Genomic DNA, 15,211 nt, shown 5'->3' on the forward strand with positions numbered 1-15,211 from the left:
AGGATCAGTTGAGCGTGCGGTCCTGCCGCTGGCCCCGGCCGCCACGACCCTGCGACGGGTCACCCATGGCCTTCAGGGCGGCCCGGATCTCCTTGGGCAGGGAGAAGATGATGTCCTCCTGGGCCGTCACGACCTCCTCGACCTGTCCGTAGCCGTACTCGGCGAGCAGTCGCAGCACGTCCTGCACGAGGTTCTCCGGCACGGAGGCGCCCGAGGAGATGCCGACGGTGGCCACACCCTCGAACCAGGACTCGTCGACCTCGTTGGCGAAGTCGACGCGGTGGGCTGCCTTGGCCCCGTATTCGAGCGCGACTTCCACCAGGCGGACGGAGTTCGAGGAGTTGGCGGACCCGACGACGATCACGAGGTCCGTCTGCGGCGCGATCTTCTTGATGGCGGCCTGGCGGTTCGACGTGGCGTAGCAGATGTCGTCGCTGGGCGGGTCCTGGAGGGTCGGGAAGCGCTGCTTGAGCAGGTTCACGGTCAGCATGGTCTCGTCGACGCTCAGGGTGGTCTGCGAGAGCCAGATGAGCCTCTCGGGGTCGCGCACCTGCACCTTGTCGACGTCCTCCGGGCCGTTGACGATCTGGATGTGCTCGGGGGCCTCGCCCGCCGTGCCCTCCACTTCCTCGTGGCCCTCGTGGCCGATCAGGAGGATGTCGAAGTCGTCACGGGCGAAGCGCTGGGCCTCCTTGTGCACCTTGGTCACCAGGGGGCAGGTGGCGTCGATGGTCCGCAGTCCCCGGTCCTCCGCGGACTGCACGACGGCGGGTGAGACGCCGTGGGCCGAGAAGACCACGAGGGCACCCTCGGGGACCTCGTCGGTCTCGTCCACGAAGATGGCGCCCTTCGCCTCGAGCGTGGAGACGACGTGCAGGTTGTGCACGATCTGCTTCCGCACGTACACGGGCGGCCCGTAGTGCTCCAGCGCCTTCTCGACGGCGATGACGGCGCGGTCCACGCCGGCGCAGTACCCGCGGGGCGCTGCGAGCAGTACCTTTTTCTCCCCGACCGGCGCGGCGGCGAGCACGTCCTCGGGAGAGCGGCGCCTGCGCGGGATGGTGGGCATGGGGACCTGAACGGTGGTACTGGTCATTCCCCGATTCTACCGGGTCGCGAATGCGCGACCCGGTCCACCGGCGGCCCCTCCGCTGGAAGCTGAGCCCTGCGTCCGCGGCCGACGGCGAGTTGCCCGACCACACCGACCAGGACGGCGACGACGCCGCCGACGAGCACCGGCACGCTGGAGTCCGCGATGTCGGCTCCGGCCCGTTGCGCCAGCCCCCGGATGAACACGTCGGCGACGGCGCCCGTACCGGGTGCCCTGGTTGCGGCGTCGGGCACCCAGTCCCCCGCGAGGATGCCGAGCACACCGATGCCCGCGACCCCGAGGCCCAGGAGCGCGAGCGTGGTGCCCCGCCGTCGTGCGATCACGAGGGCCAGCAGCGCCAGCACCCCGGCACCCGCGAGGTACAGCCGCCAGTCCTGCACCAGATCCGCGATCCCGTGCAGGAGCCCGCCCCGTGCCAGGGAGCCGACCTCGACCGTGGTGTCCTCGGGGATCGGGATGTCCACGCCCAGACCTGTCCCGACGCTGTCCGCCACGAGCCCGACGACCGGCCCGAGATCGAGGGTCAGGACGGCCGGTGCCGCTTCCGAGGGATCGGGCGCCTGCGCGAAGGTGACGGCGTGGGAGAGGCGCAGGGTCTCGGCCCAGGCGGCCGGATAAGCGGATGAGCGGGTGACCGCCCCCGCAGCATCCCGGACGAGTGGTTCGACGAGGGAACCGAGCTGCTCGGGCAGCGCGGTACCCGCCGTCACCTCCTGCGCGAGTGACTCCGCGAGCGCCGTCTGGAAGTCGGCGTCGTCCCCCAGCGGAGCCGCCAGCGCGATGAACCCGGATTCCTCCACGAGGTTCTCGTCGAGCCAGGCCGACACCAGCCCGCCCGAGGCGACGACGAGCGCGAGGAGGCCCAGGAGGGCAGAGACGAACGTCCGCATGGAATCCTTTACTGGAGGTCGAACCTCCGATTATGCCCGCTCCAGCGAGAGCCGGCACGGCCCGCGTGGTCCTGCCGGGCGGGATGCCGTGGGTCGGGGGTGGTAGAGATGGACAGTGCATTCTCCCGTGGAACACCCGGAGGCAACCGCCTCCCGAAGGACAGGACACCGATGACGAGCGAGGGAATCCGCGCGCAGCCCGCTGTAGGCACGCCCCGGCCGGCGTCGACGGTCCCGGCGACGGCAGCGGAGACGTCACCGGACGCGCCATGGCCGCTCCATCTCCTGTCCGAGAAACTGAAGGCCCATATCGACCGCGCCCCCGCGGCCTGGGTCGAGGGGCAGGTGATCGAACTCAACCGCCGCGCGAGCATGTGCTACATCACGCTCCGCGACGTCGACTCGGAGGTGTCCCTGTCCCTCTCGGTCTACGGCAGCGTGATGGACCGGGTCTCCGCACCGCTCGATCGCGGCTCCCGGGTCGTGGCGCGGCTCAAACCGGACTTCTGGGTCAAGACGGGGCGCCTGTCGATGCAGACGATCGACATCCGGCCCGTCGGGATCGGCGACCTCCTCGCGCGGATCGAGCGGCTACGGCAGGCCCTGGCGTCCGAAGGACTGTTCGCAGCGGCCCGCAAGAAGCAGCTGCCCCTCCTCCCCCACCGCATCGGGCTCATCACCGGCCGGGACTCCGACGCCATGAAGGACGTGATGCGCAACGCGGCGCTCCGGTGGCCGGCCGTCGAGTTCGAGGTGCGCGAGGTGGCCGTCCAGGGCGTCAGCAGCGTCGCCCAGGTCACCGCGGCGCTCGCCGAGCTGGACGCCCACCCGCAGGTCGACGTGATCATCATCGCGCGGGGCGGCGGGGCACTCGAAGACCTCCTGCCGTTCAGCGATGAATCCCTGGTGAGGGCCGTCGCCATGGCCCGCACCCCGGTGGTCAGCGCGATCGGCCACGAGGCGGACCGGCCCCTGCTCGACGAGGTGGCGGACCTGCGCGCCTCGACGCCGACGGACGCGGCGAAACGCGTGGTGCCGGACGTCTCGGAGGAACTCGGCCGGATCGGTCAGGCGCGTGCCGCGCTCGAGCGGTCGATCCGGGTCCTGGTGCACCGCGAGAGCGAGAGCCTCGCCAACCTGAGGTCCCGCCCGTCGCTGGCACGACCGGAAGGAATGATCGACGTCCGAGAAGCCGACGTCGAGCGGCTTCGATCCCGCGCGCTGCGCTCCATCTCCGCCGCAGTCGAGCGGGAGGCGGACTCGATCCATCACCTGCGCGAACGCGTCCGGTCCCTGTCGCCGCAGAAGACACTGGACCGCGGGTACGCGGTGGTGCAGACGGCCGACGGGCACGTGGTCAGGGAGCCGGCGGACGTGCAGCCGGGCGAGACCCTGCGCATCCGGGTCGCCGGCGGGAGGTTCGGCGCGGTCGCCCGGGAAGCGTCCTCGCCGTCCGGCACCCGATGACCCGGGCCACCCGACAGTCCCCGGTCCCCGGTCCCCGGTCCCCGGACACTCGACCACCAGCAGATGAGGAAGACACCATGAGCCAGAACACCCAGCCCGAGAACAGCCAACCCGAGAACAGCCAACCCGAGAACAGCCAGCCCGAGAACAGCCAACCGGACGCCGGCCGGCCGGAGGCACGCCGCCCGGACGTGGACACGCTGTCCTACGAGCAGGCGCGGGAGGAGCTCGTGGCCGTCGTGGCCCGGCTGGAGGCGGGGGGCGTGAGCCTCGAGGAGTCGCTGGCCCTCTGGGAACGCGGCGAGGCCCTGGCCGATCGCTGCGAGGCGTGGCTGGAAGGGGCGAAGGTGAGGCTCGCGGCCGCGCGGGACAAGGCCGAGGGGTAGCGGATCAGGACGCGGCGAGGCGCTTCTTCTCGGCCTCGACGTCGAAGGTCGCCGGCGGCCAGCTCAACTGCATGTCCTCCAGGGTCGCGGTGAGCAGGTGCTGCACCGCGAGCCGGGCGTACCACTTGCGATCGGCGGGCACCACATACCACGGGGTCTCCGGGGTGCTCGTCCGCTCGATGGCCGCCTGGTAGGCCTCCTGGTACTGCTGCCAGTACCCGCGCTCGTCGACGTCGCCGGGGTTGTACTTCCAGTACTTGTCCTTGCGGTCGAGCCGTTCGGCGAGCCGGGCCTTCTGCTCGTCCTTGCTGATGTGCAGCATGACCTTCAGCATCCGGGTGCCGGACGCCGCGATCTCGTTCTCGAACGCCCGGCTGGCCCCGTAGCGCTTCTCGACCTCATCGGCAGGCGAGAGGCCCCGCACACGATGGACCAGGACGTCCTCGTAGTGCGACCGGTCGAAAACCCCGATCATGCCTGCTTCCGGGAGTTGCCGACGGACGCGCCAGAGGAAGTCGTGGCTCCGTTCCTCCTCCGTCGGAGCCTTGAACGCGGAGTGCTGCACGCCCTGCGGATCGACCAGCCCGACGACGTGGCGGACGATCCCGCCCTTGCCCGAGGTGTCCATCCCCTGCAGGAGGAGCAGGACGGCGATGCCGCTTCCGGTGCGGCTCTCCGCGAAGAGTTTCTCCTGCAGCAAGGAGAGGGTATCCGCACCGGCGGCGAGTGCAGCGGTCCCGGCCTTCTTGCCGCCGTCGAACCCCGGCGTGGAGTGCGGGTCCACGGCGTCCAGCACGAAGTCCGGGCCCGCCAGCAGCAGCCGCCGCAGTTCGGCGGTGTCGGCCGTGCCGGCGGCTTTCGCAGTGCCGGCGGCTTTCGCAGTGCCGGCGGCTTTCGGTGCCATGGATTCTCCTGCGTCGGGCGTCCCGGGACGGTCAGGGCTTGTAGGTGGACAGGAAGTCGGCGAGTCTCCCGATGGCGTCCTCGATGACCTCCACACTCGGCAGTGTCACCATGCGGAAGTGGTCCGTGGTGACCCAGTTGAAGGCGCTGCCGTGCGAGATCAGGATCTTCTGCTGCTTGAGGAGGTCGAGGGCGAACTTCTCGTCGTCCTTGATGGGATAGACCTCGGGATCGAGCTTCGGGAAGAGGTACAGGGCGCCCTGCGCCACCTCGCAGCTCACGCCGGGAATCGCGTTGAGCATCTGCGCGGCCTTGTCGCGCTGCTGCTTCAGGCGCCCCCCGGGCAGGATCAGGTCGTTGATGCTCTGGTAGCCGCCCAGCGCTGTCTGGATGGCGTGCTGCGCGGGGACGTTGGCGCACAGCCGCATGTTGGCCAGCAGGTTGATGCCCTCGATGTAGTTCGCGGCGTCGCGCTTGGGCCCGGAGATGGCCATCCAGCCGCTGCGGAACCCGGCGATGCGGTAGGCCTTCGAGAGGCCGCTGAAGGTGAGGCAGAGGACGTCGTCGCCGGCGACCGACGCAGCGTTGATGTGGACGGCGTCGTCGTAGAGGATCTTCTCGTAGATCTCGTCGGCGAACAGGATGAGCCCGTGCTCGCGGGCGAGGCGGACGATCCCCTCGAGGATGGCCTTCGGGTACACCGCACCCGTCGGGTTGTTCGGGTTGATCAGGACGATGCCCTTGGTGTTGGGGGTGATCTTCGAGGCCATGTCCTCGAGGTCCGGCCACCAGTGGCTTTCCTCGTCGCACAGGTAGTGGACGGGCGTGCCGCTGGCGAGGGCCACGGACGCGGTCCAGAGGGGGTAGTCCGGTGTCGGGATCAGGATCTCGTCGCCGGCGTTGAGCAGGGCCTGCATGGAGAGCGTGATGAGTTCGCTGACGCCGTTGCCGAGGTAGACGTCATCGACGTCGATCGAGTTGATGCCTCGGCTCTGGTAGTACTGCACCACGGCGGTGCGCGCGGAGAAGATGCCGCGGGAGTCGCTGTAGCCCTGGGCCTTCGGCAGGTTGCGGATCATGTCCACGAGGATGGCGTCGGGCGCCTCGAACCCGAAGGGCGCCGGGTTGCCGATGTTGAGCTTCAGGATCCGGTGGCCCTGGGCCTCCATGGTCATGGCGTGTTCGAGCAGCGGCCCCCGGATGTCGTAGAGGACGTTACGGAGTTTTTCCGACTGCTTGTACGTGGCCATCTGATCAGGATGCCACAGCAGGGGCCCGGTGCGCGGCATAGCAATGCCGAACACCGGGCCCCTGCAGGGAACGGGTCCGCAGGACTCAGCCCGCAAGTCCCTTCTCCGCCAGCCAGTCGGCAGCCGCGTCCGCCGGGTTCCGCTTCTCGTCCCCGCTGACCTCGCGGTTGAGTGACAGAAGGTCCTCCGTGGTCAGCTGGGCCGACACCTCGTTGAGGACGTTCTGCGCCTCCTCGCCGACGGTCTCCGTGTTGACGAGCGGCAGGACCTGCTGGGCGATGAAGTTGTTCTTCGGGTCCTCCAGGACCACCAGGTCGTTGTCCTCGATGGACGGCGTCGTCGTGTAGATGTCGGCTGCCTGCACGTCGTCGTTCAGCAGTGCCTTCAGCGTGACCTCGCCGCCGCCGTCGTTGATGGCCTCGAAGCCGCCGGGCTCGCAGTCGTACTTCGCCTTGAGGCCGGGCAGGCCGTAGGCACGCTCCTGGAAGGTGCTCGGGGCACCGATCGTGATCTCCCCGCAGACCTCCGCGAGGTCCGCGATGGACTCGAGGCCGTACTTCTCCGCGGTCGCGGCCGTGACGACGAGCGCGTCCTTGTCCTCGGCCTGCGAGGGCTCGAGCACGTCGAGCTTCAGGTCGGGCGACTTCGCGGCGAGGGCGTCGGGAAGGGCCGCGACGATGTCCTCGGCGGACTCGGCGGTGGCCTTGGGATCGGCGAACAGCAGCAGGTTGCCGCTGTAGTCGGGCATGATGTCGACGGACCCGTCCTCGACGGCGGAGTAGTAGATCTCGCGCGAGCCGATGTTGGGTTTGGTGGTCGCTTCGACGCCTGCCGCGGTGAGTGCGCCCGCGTAGATCTCGGCGATGATCTGGCTCTCGGGGAAATCAGCCGAACCGACGACGACGGAGCGGCCTGCCGTGGCGGTCTCCGCCGTCTCGCCCTGGGGGTCGCTGTTGGCCCCGCAGGCGGTCAGCGCCAGCGTGGCCGTGAGGCCGCCCGCCAGTCCCATCAAAGCGCGCCGTCCGGCGCGTTGTGCTGACAGGTTCTTCATGGTGTTCCTCCTTGTGCACTGGCGACGGCCTTCTGCCGGCCAGATCCTTGGGTCTTTCCGGGGCCGGACGTCCGCAGTCCCGGTGAGATGGCGAGCTTCTGCAGCAGTCCCATCAGCAGATCGACGGCGATCGCGAGGACGGTGATGACCACTGCGCCGCCGAAGAGGCGCCCGTAGTCCGCGAGTTGCGTTCCCTCGACGAGGAAGACCCCCAGTCCCCCGAGGTTGATGAAGGCGACGACGGCTGCGGTCGCGATGACCTGCAGGACGGCCGCACGCACTCCGCCGAGGATGACCTGCAGGCCGTTGGGCACCTCGACCCGGAACAGGATCTGCAACTCGGTCATGCCCATGCTCCGAGCGGCATCGACCACGGTGCGGTTCACGGACGAGATGCCGGCATAGATCCCGCTCAGCAGCGGAGGGACGGCGAGGAGCACGAGCGCCCAGATGGGCGGCATGAGCCCGAGGCCCGCGAGGAGTACGAACAGGAACACCATGCCGAGCGTCGGCAGGGCGCGGAGGATCCCCACGCCGGAGACGATCACCACGCGGCCGCGACCGGTGTGCCCCACGTAGAGCCCGATCGGTACCGCGATCGTCAGGGCGATCAGCATGGTCAGCCCGGTGTAACCCAGGTGCTCGGCGACGCGCGTGGGAATGCCGCGGTCGCCCTCCCAGTTGGCAGGAGCGGTCAGCCACTCCGCCATCTGCACCAGGAGGTTGCTGCTCGAGTAGTCCATCAGGCGCCCGCCACCTTCGCCTCGAGCGCGACGATCTCCTCCGCCGGCCTGCCGCCGGCGGGGACCCTGCGCGTCCACGGTGTCAGCAGGCGTTCCAGAAGGACGAGGAGGAGGTCCAGGACGAGCGCCAACAGCAGGATGATGCCGATCCCGACGGCGATCTCGGTCGGGAAGGACCGGAACAGCCCGTCCGTGAACAGCGTCCCGAGGCTGGGGACCCCGATCAGCGCGCCGACGCTGACGAGCGAGATGTTGGTGACCGAGACCACGCGCAGTCCGGCGAACAGCACGGGCAGCGACAGCGGGAGGTCCACGGTCAGGAACCGGCGGACGGGCGTGTAGCCCATCGCGACGGCGGCCTGTCGTACGCCGTCGTCGATGGAGTTCAGCGCGTCGAGGGTGGACCGGACCAGGAGGGAGAAGGCGTAGATCGCCAGTGCCACGATGACGTTGACGGGGTCGATCACCTTGGTGCCGAGGACCACGGGGAGGAACACGAACATGGCGAGGGACGGGATCGTGTAGAGGATGGACGAGCCGGTCAGCAGGACGGATCCCACCACGGGATTCCTGCGGGCGAGCTGGGCCATCGGCACGGCGGCGAGGACACCGAGGAGCAGCGGCACGATCGCCTGGAACAGGTGGAGGCGCGTGTGCAGCCAGACGAAATCGAGGTTGGCGAGGAACCAGTCCATGGCTAGACCGCCGTGTTGTGCTCGGCGCGGCCACGGTCCAGCCGCGCCGATTCGATGAGTTCGAAGATCTCCGCGGCATGGACGACGCCGATCGCCCGTCCGTCGTCGTCGACGGCCACGCCCAGCCCCGACGGCGAGGACAGCGCGGCGTCGAGCGCGCGCCGCAGGGTGTCCCCCCGCCGGTACAGGGACCCGCCGGGGACCGCGTCCGCCTGCCGGGTGATGCTGCCGCGGGTGGCCTGCGGGACCCAGCCGTGGGGGCGGCCCCGGGCATCCACCAGCAGGGTCCACGGCGAACGCACCGAGACGGTGGGGTCCGCGAGGAGGCCCACCTCGATCGTCTCGACGGGGTGGATGATCAGGTTGCCGCCCTCCTGGAAGGAGAGGTGGCGGAAGCCCCGGTCGCGTCCTACGAATCCCGCCACGAAATCGTCCACGGGTGCCCGGAGGATCTCCTCGGGCGCCGCGTACTGGGCCAGGCGGCCGCCGACGGCGAACACGGCCACCTTGTCGCCGAGGATCGTCGCCTCGTCGATGTCGTGGGTCACGAACACGATGGTCTTCGCGAGGTCCCGCTGCAGGCGCAGCAGTTCCTCCTGCAGTTCGGCGCGGACCACGGGGTCCACCGCGCTGAAGGGCTCGTCCATGAGGAGGACGGGCGGATCGGCCGCGAGGGCGCGTGCCACTCCGACGCGCTGCTGCTGCCCACCGGAGAGCTGGCCGGGATAACGGCTGCCCAGGTCGGCGGACAGGCCGACGACGTCGAGCAGTTCCTGGGCGCGCCTGCGGGCGTCGGCCTTCCCGACCCCGTTGAGGCGCGGCACCGTCGCGATGTTGTCGAGCACGGAGCGGTGCGGCAGGAGGCCCGAGGACTGCATGACGTACCCCATGGAGCGCCGCAGTTCCGCGGCCTTCCCCTGCGATACGTCCTGGCCTTCGAGGAGGATCCGGCCGGCGGTGGGCTCGACCATCCTGTTGATCATGCGCAGCGAGGTGGTCTTGCCGCAGCCGGACGGTCCGACGAACACGGTGATCCTGCCGCGGTCGATGTCCATGGTGAGGTCGTCCACCGCCGGGCGTCCGCCGTCGTAGGTCTTGGTGACGTTGCGGAACTCGATCATGGGGCGCCGGCCGGAAGCCTGGTCGGAGGATGTCATGGCAGCTGCGCCTTTCGTGGCAGGAGCTTCTCGGCCGGGCTGCACCCGCGGGCCGCACGAGGCGGTTCCGGCTTGCCGTCTGGATTTCTGCTGGCCCGGGGGCGCAGCGGTCAGTTCAAGCTGTCGGAGGTTCTGAGTCTAACCATGAGTTCGCAGCAGGCAAGGCCGTGTATGGGTCCCGGCTGCATTCCGCGGTCGGCTCCTGTGCGCCCGGCCCGCCCGGGATCCCGGGGGCGGCGCCGGCATCCGGTCCTACCGGGCACCCTCGACAAGGAACCGGACGCCCATCACCGGGTCCTTGTCGAGGAACACGACCTCGGTGGTGCCCTCCGCCGCGAGACGGGCGCGGAGGCGGTCCTGCAGGTCCGGCTGGTGCATCGCGAGGCCCCCGCCCAGGACCACCGGCCCCGGCACGCCGATCACGCTCGCGACGTCGAGCACGAGCCGGGTGAGGTCCGTGGCCGCGCGGTCGATGATGTCCGCCGCGTCGGGATGCCCGTCGCGCGCCGCATCGAAGACGGCCCTGGACTGCGCGGCCCAGTAGGTCCGCCCGGCCCCGGAGTGGAAGAGCCCGATCAGCTCCGTCGGGGTCCCCACGCCGTTGAGAGCGAGGACGGCTTCATCGAGCGCATCCGGGAGCATGCCGAGGTCGTTGCGGTGCAGCGTCCGCCGCACGGCTTCGCGCGCCACCCAGTAGCCGCTGCCCTCGTCACCGAGGAGGTATCCCCACCCGCCGGAGCGCGCTTCCCTGCCGTCCTCCCCGACGCCCCAGGCGACGGACCCGGTGCCGGCGATGACGGCGATGCCCACCCGTGCGCCTCCGGCGGCCAGGATCAGCCGCGTGTCGTGGACGACGTCGATCCCTGCTCCCGGCGCGTGGGAAGCGATCAGGGCCCGGAGGCGCTCGGCATCCGCAGCGGTGTCCACTCCCCCGGATCCGGCGACGACGCGGTCGATCCCGCCGACCTGCCCCTCCCGCACGAGCTCGCGGAAGAGCCGGCCGAGGCTCCGGGCGGCTTCATCCTGCGTCACGTTCTGGACGTTGGCGCTTCCTGCCCTGGCCTCCGCAGCGAGCGTGCCGTCGCGCCACAGCACTCCATGGGTCTTGGAACCACCGATGTCGAGGCCGACGACGACGCGTGGCGCGCTACCCGCGGCACCAGCCGCGGGGCCGTCCGGACGGGGACCGGAGGACTGACTCGGAGGCTGCGGCGCGGCGGTGTTCGACATGGCTACAGCCTACAAACAGGACTGCCCGCCCAGGACCGCGGGCGCCCGGGGTGGGATGCCAGGGCGCCGACAGGGCGCCGGCAGGGCACCGGATTGGCGTCGGATCGGCGTCGGATCGGCGTCGGATCGGCGGAGGCCTACCGCGAGGCGCGGGTCCGGGAGACCAGTGATGCCGCCGCGAGCAGCGCGCACACTCCACAGATCGCAAGTGCGAAGACCGTGACCGAGGCGTTCAGTCCCCAGATGCCGGCGGCCGCGCCGAGCCCGAGGACGGGGACGGCACTCCCAAGATAGGTGAGCACGTACACGGCGCTCACGGTCTGCGCGTGGAGGGCCGGATCGACCTTCAACGACACCTCGTTGAAAACGATGCGGAAGGCCATGCCCTGTCCGAAACCCGCCACGATGCATGCTCCGACCAGCAGCGGCAGGCTGCCCATGGCCTGGGCGAGCGGCAGGAGCCCTATTCCGAGCGCCATGCCGGCGAGGCCTCCCGGGACCACGAACCTGCCCCGGGGGGACAGCACCTGGCTGACGGCCGACGATCCGAGGACGAGCGCTGCGAGGAGGCCGATGAGTGGCCGGGAGGCGGTGCCCGCGATCCCCGCGAACCAGGTGGGTGCCAGGCTCAAGGTGAAGCCGAAGACGGCGAAGCTGAGGAAACCGACGGCGGAGGCGGTCCAGAAGGACCGGCGCGCATCCCGTGACACCGCCGGCCTGCGGGGACGCAGGGCCGCGAGCGGGCGGTCGGCAGCGGCGGGCCGGATCGCGGGCCGGGCGCGGAGCAGCAGGAGCGGTACCAGGAGGCTGGCGAGCACCACGAGGTAGATGACGAACGGTGTGCGGGTCGGGGCCGGCAGGAGCGAGAGGAGCCCGCCGATCACGGGACCGGCTGCGACTCCCCCGGCCGAGGCCATCAGCGTGAATCTGGAGGCCCAGTCCGGCCGTGTCGGCAGGAGGTCGCGGAGGGCAGCGGCGCTCGCACCCGTGGCCAGTGCGACCGCTCCTCCCTGCAGGGCGCGACCCGCCGCCAGCATCGGCAGCGAGGTCGCGACGGCGAACAGTGCAGCGCCGAGCAGCCCCAGGACGATGGCGAGGACCAGCGCCGCGCGCCGTCCGATGTGGTCCGACCAGTGGCCTGCCAGGACGAGCCCACCGATCAGCGCGATGACGTAGGACGAGAAGGCGACGGTGACGGCGAAGGGTGTGAGTCCGAGGCCGGCCTGGATGAGCGGATAGATCGGCGTGGCGAGATTGGCCCCGATCAGGAGGGTGGAGATCACCGTCACGGCGAGCGCGAGGCGGGCGGCCAGGGACGCGTCCCAGCTGCGGCGCTCGGTCGCTGCCGGCCTCATCCGGAGTTCGTTGAGAACGCTCATCCCACTTCTTCCTGCTCGTACGCGTCGGAACTCACCGGGCGCGATTCGCCTCGGACCTCTATAGGATGAGCTGGATCGACCGTCCTGCAAAGATCCTGGATGCCCTTTTGAGCGTCCTGCGCAACACAGGCGAAGCCGACTGACGGGAAGTGAGCTTTGTGAGCAAGCTGGACAACCTTGACCTGCGCCTGCTGCTCGAGCTGGTGCGTGATCCCCGCGCCCAGGTGAGCGAGTTGAGCGAGATCCTCGGCGTCGCCCGCAATACGGCGCAGAGCCGGATCCGCCGGCTCCTGCGCACCGGGGCGCTGCGCCGGAGCGGCCGCGAGCTCGACCTCGAGGCGCTCGGTTACGACGTCATCGCTTTCGTCACCATCGAGGTCTCACACCGCGAGCTCGACGGCGTCATCGCCGGGCTGCGCACCCTCAACCAGGTGCTGGAAGTGCACGAGATCTCCGGCCGGGGTGATGTCTGGTGCCGCGTCGCCGCGACCGACACGCACAATCTGCAGGCGGCACTGCGATCGGTCCTGAAGATCAAGGGCGTGATCCGCACCGAGACCGTCCTCGCCCTCCACGAGCACATCCCCTACCGCACAGAGCCCCTGCTCGAGCGGTTGGCGCACCTGCCCGACGACACCTGAACCGCGCTGCCCGGCCCCTGCCTGCACCGGCACCGACCACCCAGCAACTCCGCCAGCAACACCGCCAGCAACACCACCAGCACCGACCATCCGAGGAGCACCATGGCCCTGCCGAGGACCGACACGCGCGTCACCTATCCCCAGGGGGCCGTCGAATCGGCCTCCCGCGTCCTGCACGTCGAGGTCCGCGACGACGGCCGGTGCGCGGTCCTGCTGGACACCACCGCCTTTCATCCGGTGGACTCCGCCTGGCCGGACCAGGGGCCGGATCGGGGCGAACTCCAGGCAGGGTCGCGCACGTGGCCCGTGGCCGACTGCGTGGTGGGAGCCACCGACGGGGCCACCCTGTACCTGGGCGACGAGGCTCCGGTGCGCAAGGGCGCGGAGGGCTGGGCCTTCGTCGTCGTGCACCTGATCGACGGCGAGGGACCCGCCGAGGGCGACGACGTCGTCGTGCGGGTGGACGGCGCGCACCGCGCGGCCGTGTCCGCCGGGCACACCGGGTGCCACCTCGCCTCGCTGGCCCTGAACCGGGCCCTGGCCGGGCGGTGGAAGAAGGACGTGGCTCCGGACGCGCTCGGCGCACCGAACTTCGACGCACTGGCGATCGACACGACCGTCATCGGGGAGTTCGGCTCCGTGGACAGGTACCGCCTGGGCAAGTCCCTGCGGAGGAAGGGCTTCAGCGGAGAGGACCTGGACACGGATGTCACCGCCGCGGCGGTGAACGCGACGCTCGCCGCGTGGACGGCGACCGGGGCACCGATCGGCATCGAGGCGGACGGACCGGGCCTCACCGACCGTCGCCGGTGGGTCTGCGGACTCCCGGAGGAACGGGCGGAGATCCCCTGCGGCGGCACGCACCTGACCTCCCTCGCCGGGCTCGACGTCGCCGTGCAGCTCGAGCTCTCGGACGCGGACGGCACGCCGGTCCTGCAGATGGATACGAGGGGCCGCCCGCCGGCGACGGCCTGAGGACGGCCGACCTGCACCGCACGGATGCGGCACGGGCGGCAGGGGACCGCGCGTTCCTCCTGGTCCTAGCCGCTGCCGCGCTCCCGTACGGAGCCCAGGGTCCGGGCCTCGGCGAGGAACTGCTCGGCGATCCCCAGCCGGGACAGCGCCTCACCTCCCCCGTCCGCAGCCTCCCGCCGTGCTCCCGCGATGAGCGTCAGGCTCACCGCCGCGGCGCGGCTCCGGAGCGCAACGGGATCGACATGACGGTCGAAGGCCCGCAGGAATTGCAGCAGCGCGGAGGGTACGTGGGTGTAGCCGGCATGCAATCCGGGCAGGACGGCGATATGGCCGAGGAAGCAGGCCAGGTCGTCGACGAGGTGGCCCGGGCCGAGCGCATCGACGTCCAGGAGCCCGGACACCGCACCGTCCGTGATGAGAAGGTTGCCTTCGTAGAAGTCACCGTGGGTGGGCACCAGCGGGCCTGCATCGGTCGAACGGACGAGGTCGTCGATCCCGGCGGCCAGTCGCCTGATCCGGTGGGCATCTGCCGGCAGGGCGGCAACCGCGCCTTCGGCGTAGTCCCGGACCCGGGCCGACCAGGGCTGCCGCGCCGGCAGTCCGAGGACGGCGGGAGGCAGTGAGGTGAGGACCCGCACCAACGCGGAGGGATCGACGTCGGACGCGCCGTCGCGCATGAGGAGCTCGGCGAGCGGTGTGCCCGGAGCGGGATGCATGGCGACGACGTCCTGCACGGGCTCACGGGCCAGAGCGGGGGCCGGAACACCTGCAGCGCGCAGCATGCGGTGCCGTTCCGCGAGCGGCCCCGACTCCTGGCGGCGGAGAACCTTCAGGTAGCGGCGGTCGTCCCCGTTCCGGGCCAGGACCACAGCCCGCCGCAGCGGCCGGTAGCTCCTGGTCTCGATCACGGTCTCGGAGGGGTCGTGCTCCGCCTCGAACGCGAAGGGAGTGACGCGCAGGGGGTCGAGTGCCAGCGGGAGGCCCGGCAACAGCGGATCGGCGGGCTGCACCCAGACCGAGAGCGGGTCCGCGCCCCGGCGGTGGAACACCGCGACGTGGGCGGCGGGATGGTGAATGGAGCAGGAGGTGATGCAGGCGTGCGTCGGCACCGCTTCGTTCCGGCCGTCCCGGTCGGACGACCTGCGCACCTCGAGGGAGAAGACCCCCGTCACGCCCGCGCCGGGCCGGTGGTGCAGCGGTCCCGGCTGCCAGGAGACCAGCTCCCATCCCGCCTCGGCGAGCGCAGAGCGCAGGAGTTCCGACGGCGCATCCGATTCGAGGAGCACGATCGTGTCCTGCTCCCGGATGACGCGTGCCTCCCTCGCCCTCACGC

15 protein-coding genes are annotated in these 15,211 nt (G+C 70.5%); 4 read left to right on the plus strand and 11 right to left on the minus strand.

Annotated elements, in window-relative coordinates; genetic code table 11:
• Positions 1–4: 4 nt before the first annotated feature.
• Together ACX80J_RS00655 and ACX80J_RS00660 are read right to left on the minus strand one after the other, a co-directional pair.
• Positions 5–1,096, minus strand: a complete 1,092-nt coding sequence (locus tag ACX80J_RS00655) for a 4-hydroxy-3-methylbut-2-enyl diphosphate reductase (protein ID WP_459343702.1) — start codon at positions 1,094–1,096, stop codon at positions 5–7.
• The gene (locus ACX80J_RS00660) at positions 1,093–2,001 is read right to left on the minus strand and encodes a hypothetical protein (protein WP_459346480.1); all 909 of its coding nucleotides are present in this window, start codon (positions 1,999–2,001) and stop codon (positions 1,093–1,095) included. Before ACX80J_RS00660 ends, ACX80J_RS00655 begins: the two co-directional genes overlap by 4 nt.
• 171 nt (positions 2,002–2,172) lie before the next feature.
• On the opposite strand from ACX80J_RS00660, the gene xseA reads away from it, so the two are divergent.
• Both xseA and ACX80J_RS00670 read left to right on the plus strand, forming a co-directional pair.
• On the plus strand, positions 2,173–3,468 hold the full coding sequence (xseA, locus tag ACX80J_RS00665) for an exodeoxyribonuclease VII large subunit (RefSeq protein WP_459346481.1): 1,296 nt from the start codon (positions 2,173–2,175) through the stop codon (positions 3,466–3,468).
• A gap of 77 nt (positions 3,469–3,545) precedes the next feature.
• Positions 3,546–3,854 carry an exodeoxyribonuclease VII small subunit gene (locus ACX80J_RS00670; RefSeq protein WP_459346482.1) on the plus strand — a complete coding sequence of 103 codons (309 nt, stop codon included), beginning with the start codon at positions 3,546–3,548 and terminating at the stop codon, positions 3,852–3,854.
• A 4-nt stretch (positions 3,855–3,858) separates the two neighbouring features.
• Here the strand turns inward: ACX80J_RS00670 and ACX80J_RS00675 are convergent, their stop codons facing one another.
• From ACX80J_RS00675 to ACX80J_RS00710, 8 genes are all read right to left on the minus strand, one after another.
• Positions 3,859–4,758: a PPK2 family polyphosphate kinase gene (locus tag ACX80J_RS00675; RefSeq protein WP_459346483.1), complete on the minus strand. Its 900-nt coding sequence runs from the start codon at positions 4,756–4,758 to the stop codon at positions 3,859–3,861.
• Positions 4,759–4,789: 31 nt separating this feature from the next.
• Positions 4,790–6,007 (minus strand): pyridoxal phosphate-dependent aminotransferase, encoded by a 1,218-nt coding sequence (locus tag ACX80J_RS00680; protein WP_459346484.1) that lies wholly within the window; start codon positions 6,005–6,007, stop codon positions 4,790–4,792.
• An 85-nt stretch (positions 6,008–6,092) separates the two neighbouring features.
• Complete coding sequence (locus ACX80J_RS00685; protein ID WP_459346485.1) at positions 6,093–7,058, minus strand: ABC transporter substrate-binding protein; 966 nt, start codon at positions 7,056–7,058, stop codon at positions 6,093–6,095.
• Entirely contained in the window at positions 7,055–7,801 is a 747-nt protein-coding gene (locus tag ACX80J_RS00690) for an ABC transporter permease (protein WP_459346486.1), read from the minus strand. The genes ACX80J_RS00685 and ACX80J_RS00690 overlap by 4 nt, the downstream gene beginning before the upstream one ends.
• Positions 7,801–8,496, minus strand: a complete 696-nt coding sequence (locus ACX80J_RS00695) for an ABC transporter permease (RefSeq protein ID WP_459346487.1) — start codon at positions 8,494–8,496, stop codon at positions 7,801–7,803. Before ACX80J_RS00695 ends, ACX80J_RS00690 begins: the two co-directional genes overlap by 1 nt.
• Before the next feature lie 2 nt (positions 8,497–8,498).
• Positions 8,499–9,617, minus strand: coding sequence for an ABC transporter ATP-binding protein (locus ACX80J_RS00700; protein WP_459346931.1), 1,119 nt, complete (start codon positions 9,615–9,617; stop codon positions 8,499–8,501).
• Between the two features lie 288 nt (positions 9,618–9,905).
• A complete protein-coding gene (locus ACX80J_RS00705; protein WP_459346488.1) occupies positions 9,906–10,883 on the minus strand; it encodes an N-acetylglucosamine kinase in 978 nt (325 codons plus the stop codon).
• A gap of 137 nt (positions 10,884–11,020) precedes the next feature.
• Entirely contained in the window at positions 11,021–12,262 is a 1,242-nt protein-coding gene (locus tag ACX80J_RS00710) for an MFS transporter (protein ID WP_459346489.1), read from the minus strand.
• 158 nt (positions 12,263–12,420) lie between these two features.
• On the opposite strand from ACX80J_RS00710, the gene ACX80J_RS00715 reads away from it, so the two are divergent.
• Together ACX80J_RS00715 and ACX80J_RS00720 are read left to right on the plus strand one after the other, a co-directional pair.
• Entirely contained in the window at positions 12,421–12,903 is a 483-nt protein-coding gene (locus ACX80J_RS00715) for an Lrp/AsnC family transcriptional regulator (protein WP_459346932.1), read from the plus strand.
• A gap of 102 nt (positions 12,904–13,005) precedes the next feature.
• Positions 13,006–13,878 (plus strand): alanyl-tRNA editing protein, encoded by an 873-nt coding sequence (locus tag ACX80J_RS00720; RefSeq protein ID WP_459346490.1) that lies wholly within the window; start codon positions 13,006–13,008, stop codon positions 13,876–13,878.
• Between the two features lie 65 nt (positions 13,879–13,943).
• Here the strand turns inward: ACX80J_RS00720 and ACX80J_RS00725 are convergent, their stop codons facing one another.
• Positions 13,944–15,209 (minus strand): phosphotransferase, encoded by a 1,266-nt coding sequence (locus ACX80J_RS00725; protein WP_459346491.1) that lies wholly within the window; start codon positions 15,207–15,209, stop codon positions 13,944–13,946.
• Between the last annotated feature and the right edge of the window lie 2 nt (positions 15,210–15,211).

Source organism: Arthrobacter rhamnosi, assembly GCF_054510975.1.

What these genes read in the sequence shown, in the direction of transcription:
- ACX80J_RS00660 (WP_459346480.1), bottom strand. Translation starts at nt 2,001, where the DNA reads ATGCGGACGTTCGTCTCTGCCCTCCTGGGCCTCCTCGCGCTCGTCGTC.
- ACX80J_RS00710 (WP_459346489.1), bottom strand. Translation starts at nt 12,262, where the DNA reads ATGAGCGTTCTCAACGAACTCCGGATGAGGCCGGCAGCGACCGAGCGC.
- ACX80J_RS00720 (WP_459346490.1), top strand. Translation starts at nt 13,006, where the DNA reads ATGGCCCTGCCGAGGACCGACACGCGCGTCACCTATCCCCAGGGGGCC.
- ACX80J_RS00700 (WP_459346931.1), bottom strand. Translation starts at nt 9,617, where the DNA reads ATGATCGAGTTCCGCAACGTCACCAAGACCTACGACGGCGGACGCCCG.
- ACX80J_RS00655 (WP_459343702.1), bottom strand. Translation starts at nt 1,096, where the DNA reads ATGACCAGTACCACCGTTCAGGTCCCCATGCCCACCATCCCGCGCAGG.
- ACX80J_RS00690 (WP_459346486.1), bottom strand. Translation starts at nt 7,801, where the DNA reads ATGGACTACTCGAGCAGCAACCTCCTGGTGCAGATGGCGGAGTGGCTG.
- xseA (WP_459346481.1), top strand. Translation starts at nt 2,173, where the DNA reads ATGACGAGCGAGGGAATCCGCGCGCAGCCCGCTGTAGGCACGCCCCGG.
- ACX80J_RS00670 (WP_459346482.1), top strand. Translation starts at nt 3,546, where the DNA reads ATGAGCCAGAACACCCAGCCCGAGAACAGCCAACCCGAGAACAGCCAA.
- ACX80J_RS00705 (WP_459346488.1), bottom strand. Translation starts at nt 10,883, where the DNA reads ATGTCGAACACCGCCGCGCCGCAGCCTCCGAGTCAGTCCTCCGGTCCC.
- ACX80J_RS00680 (WP_459346484.1), bottom strand. Translation starts at nt 6,007, where the DNA reads ATGGCCACGTACAAGCAGTCGGAAAAACTCCGTAACGTCCTCTACGAC.
- ACX80J_RS00695 (WP_459346487.1), bottom strand. Translation starts at nt 8,496, where the DNA reads ATGGACTGGTTCCTCGCCAACCTCGATTTCGTCTGGCTGCACACGCGC.
- ACX80J_RS00685 (WP_459346485.1), bottom strand. Translation starts at nt 7,058, where the DNA reads ATGAAGAACCTGTCAGCACAACGCGCCGGACGGCGCGCTTTGATGGGA.
- ACX80J_RS00675 (WP_459346483.1), bottom strand. Translation starts at nt 4,758, where the DNA reads ATGGCACCGAAAGCCGCCGGCACTGCGAAAGCCGCCGGCACTGCGAAA.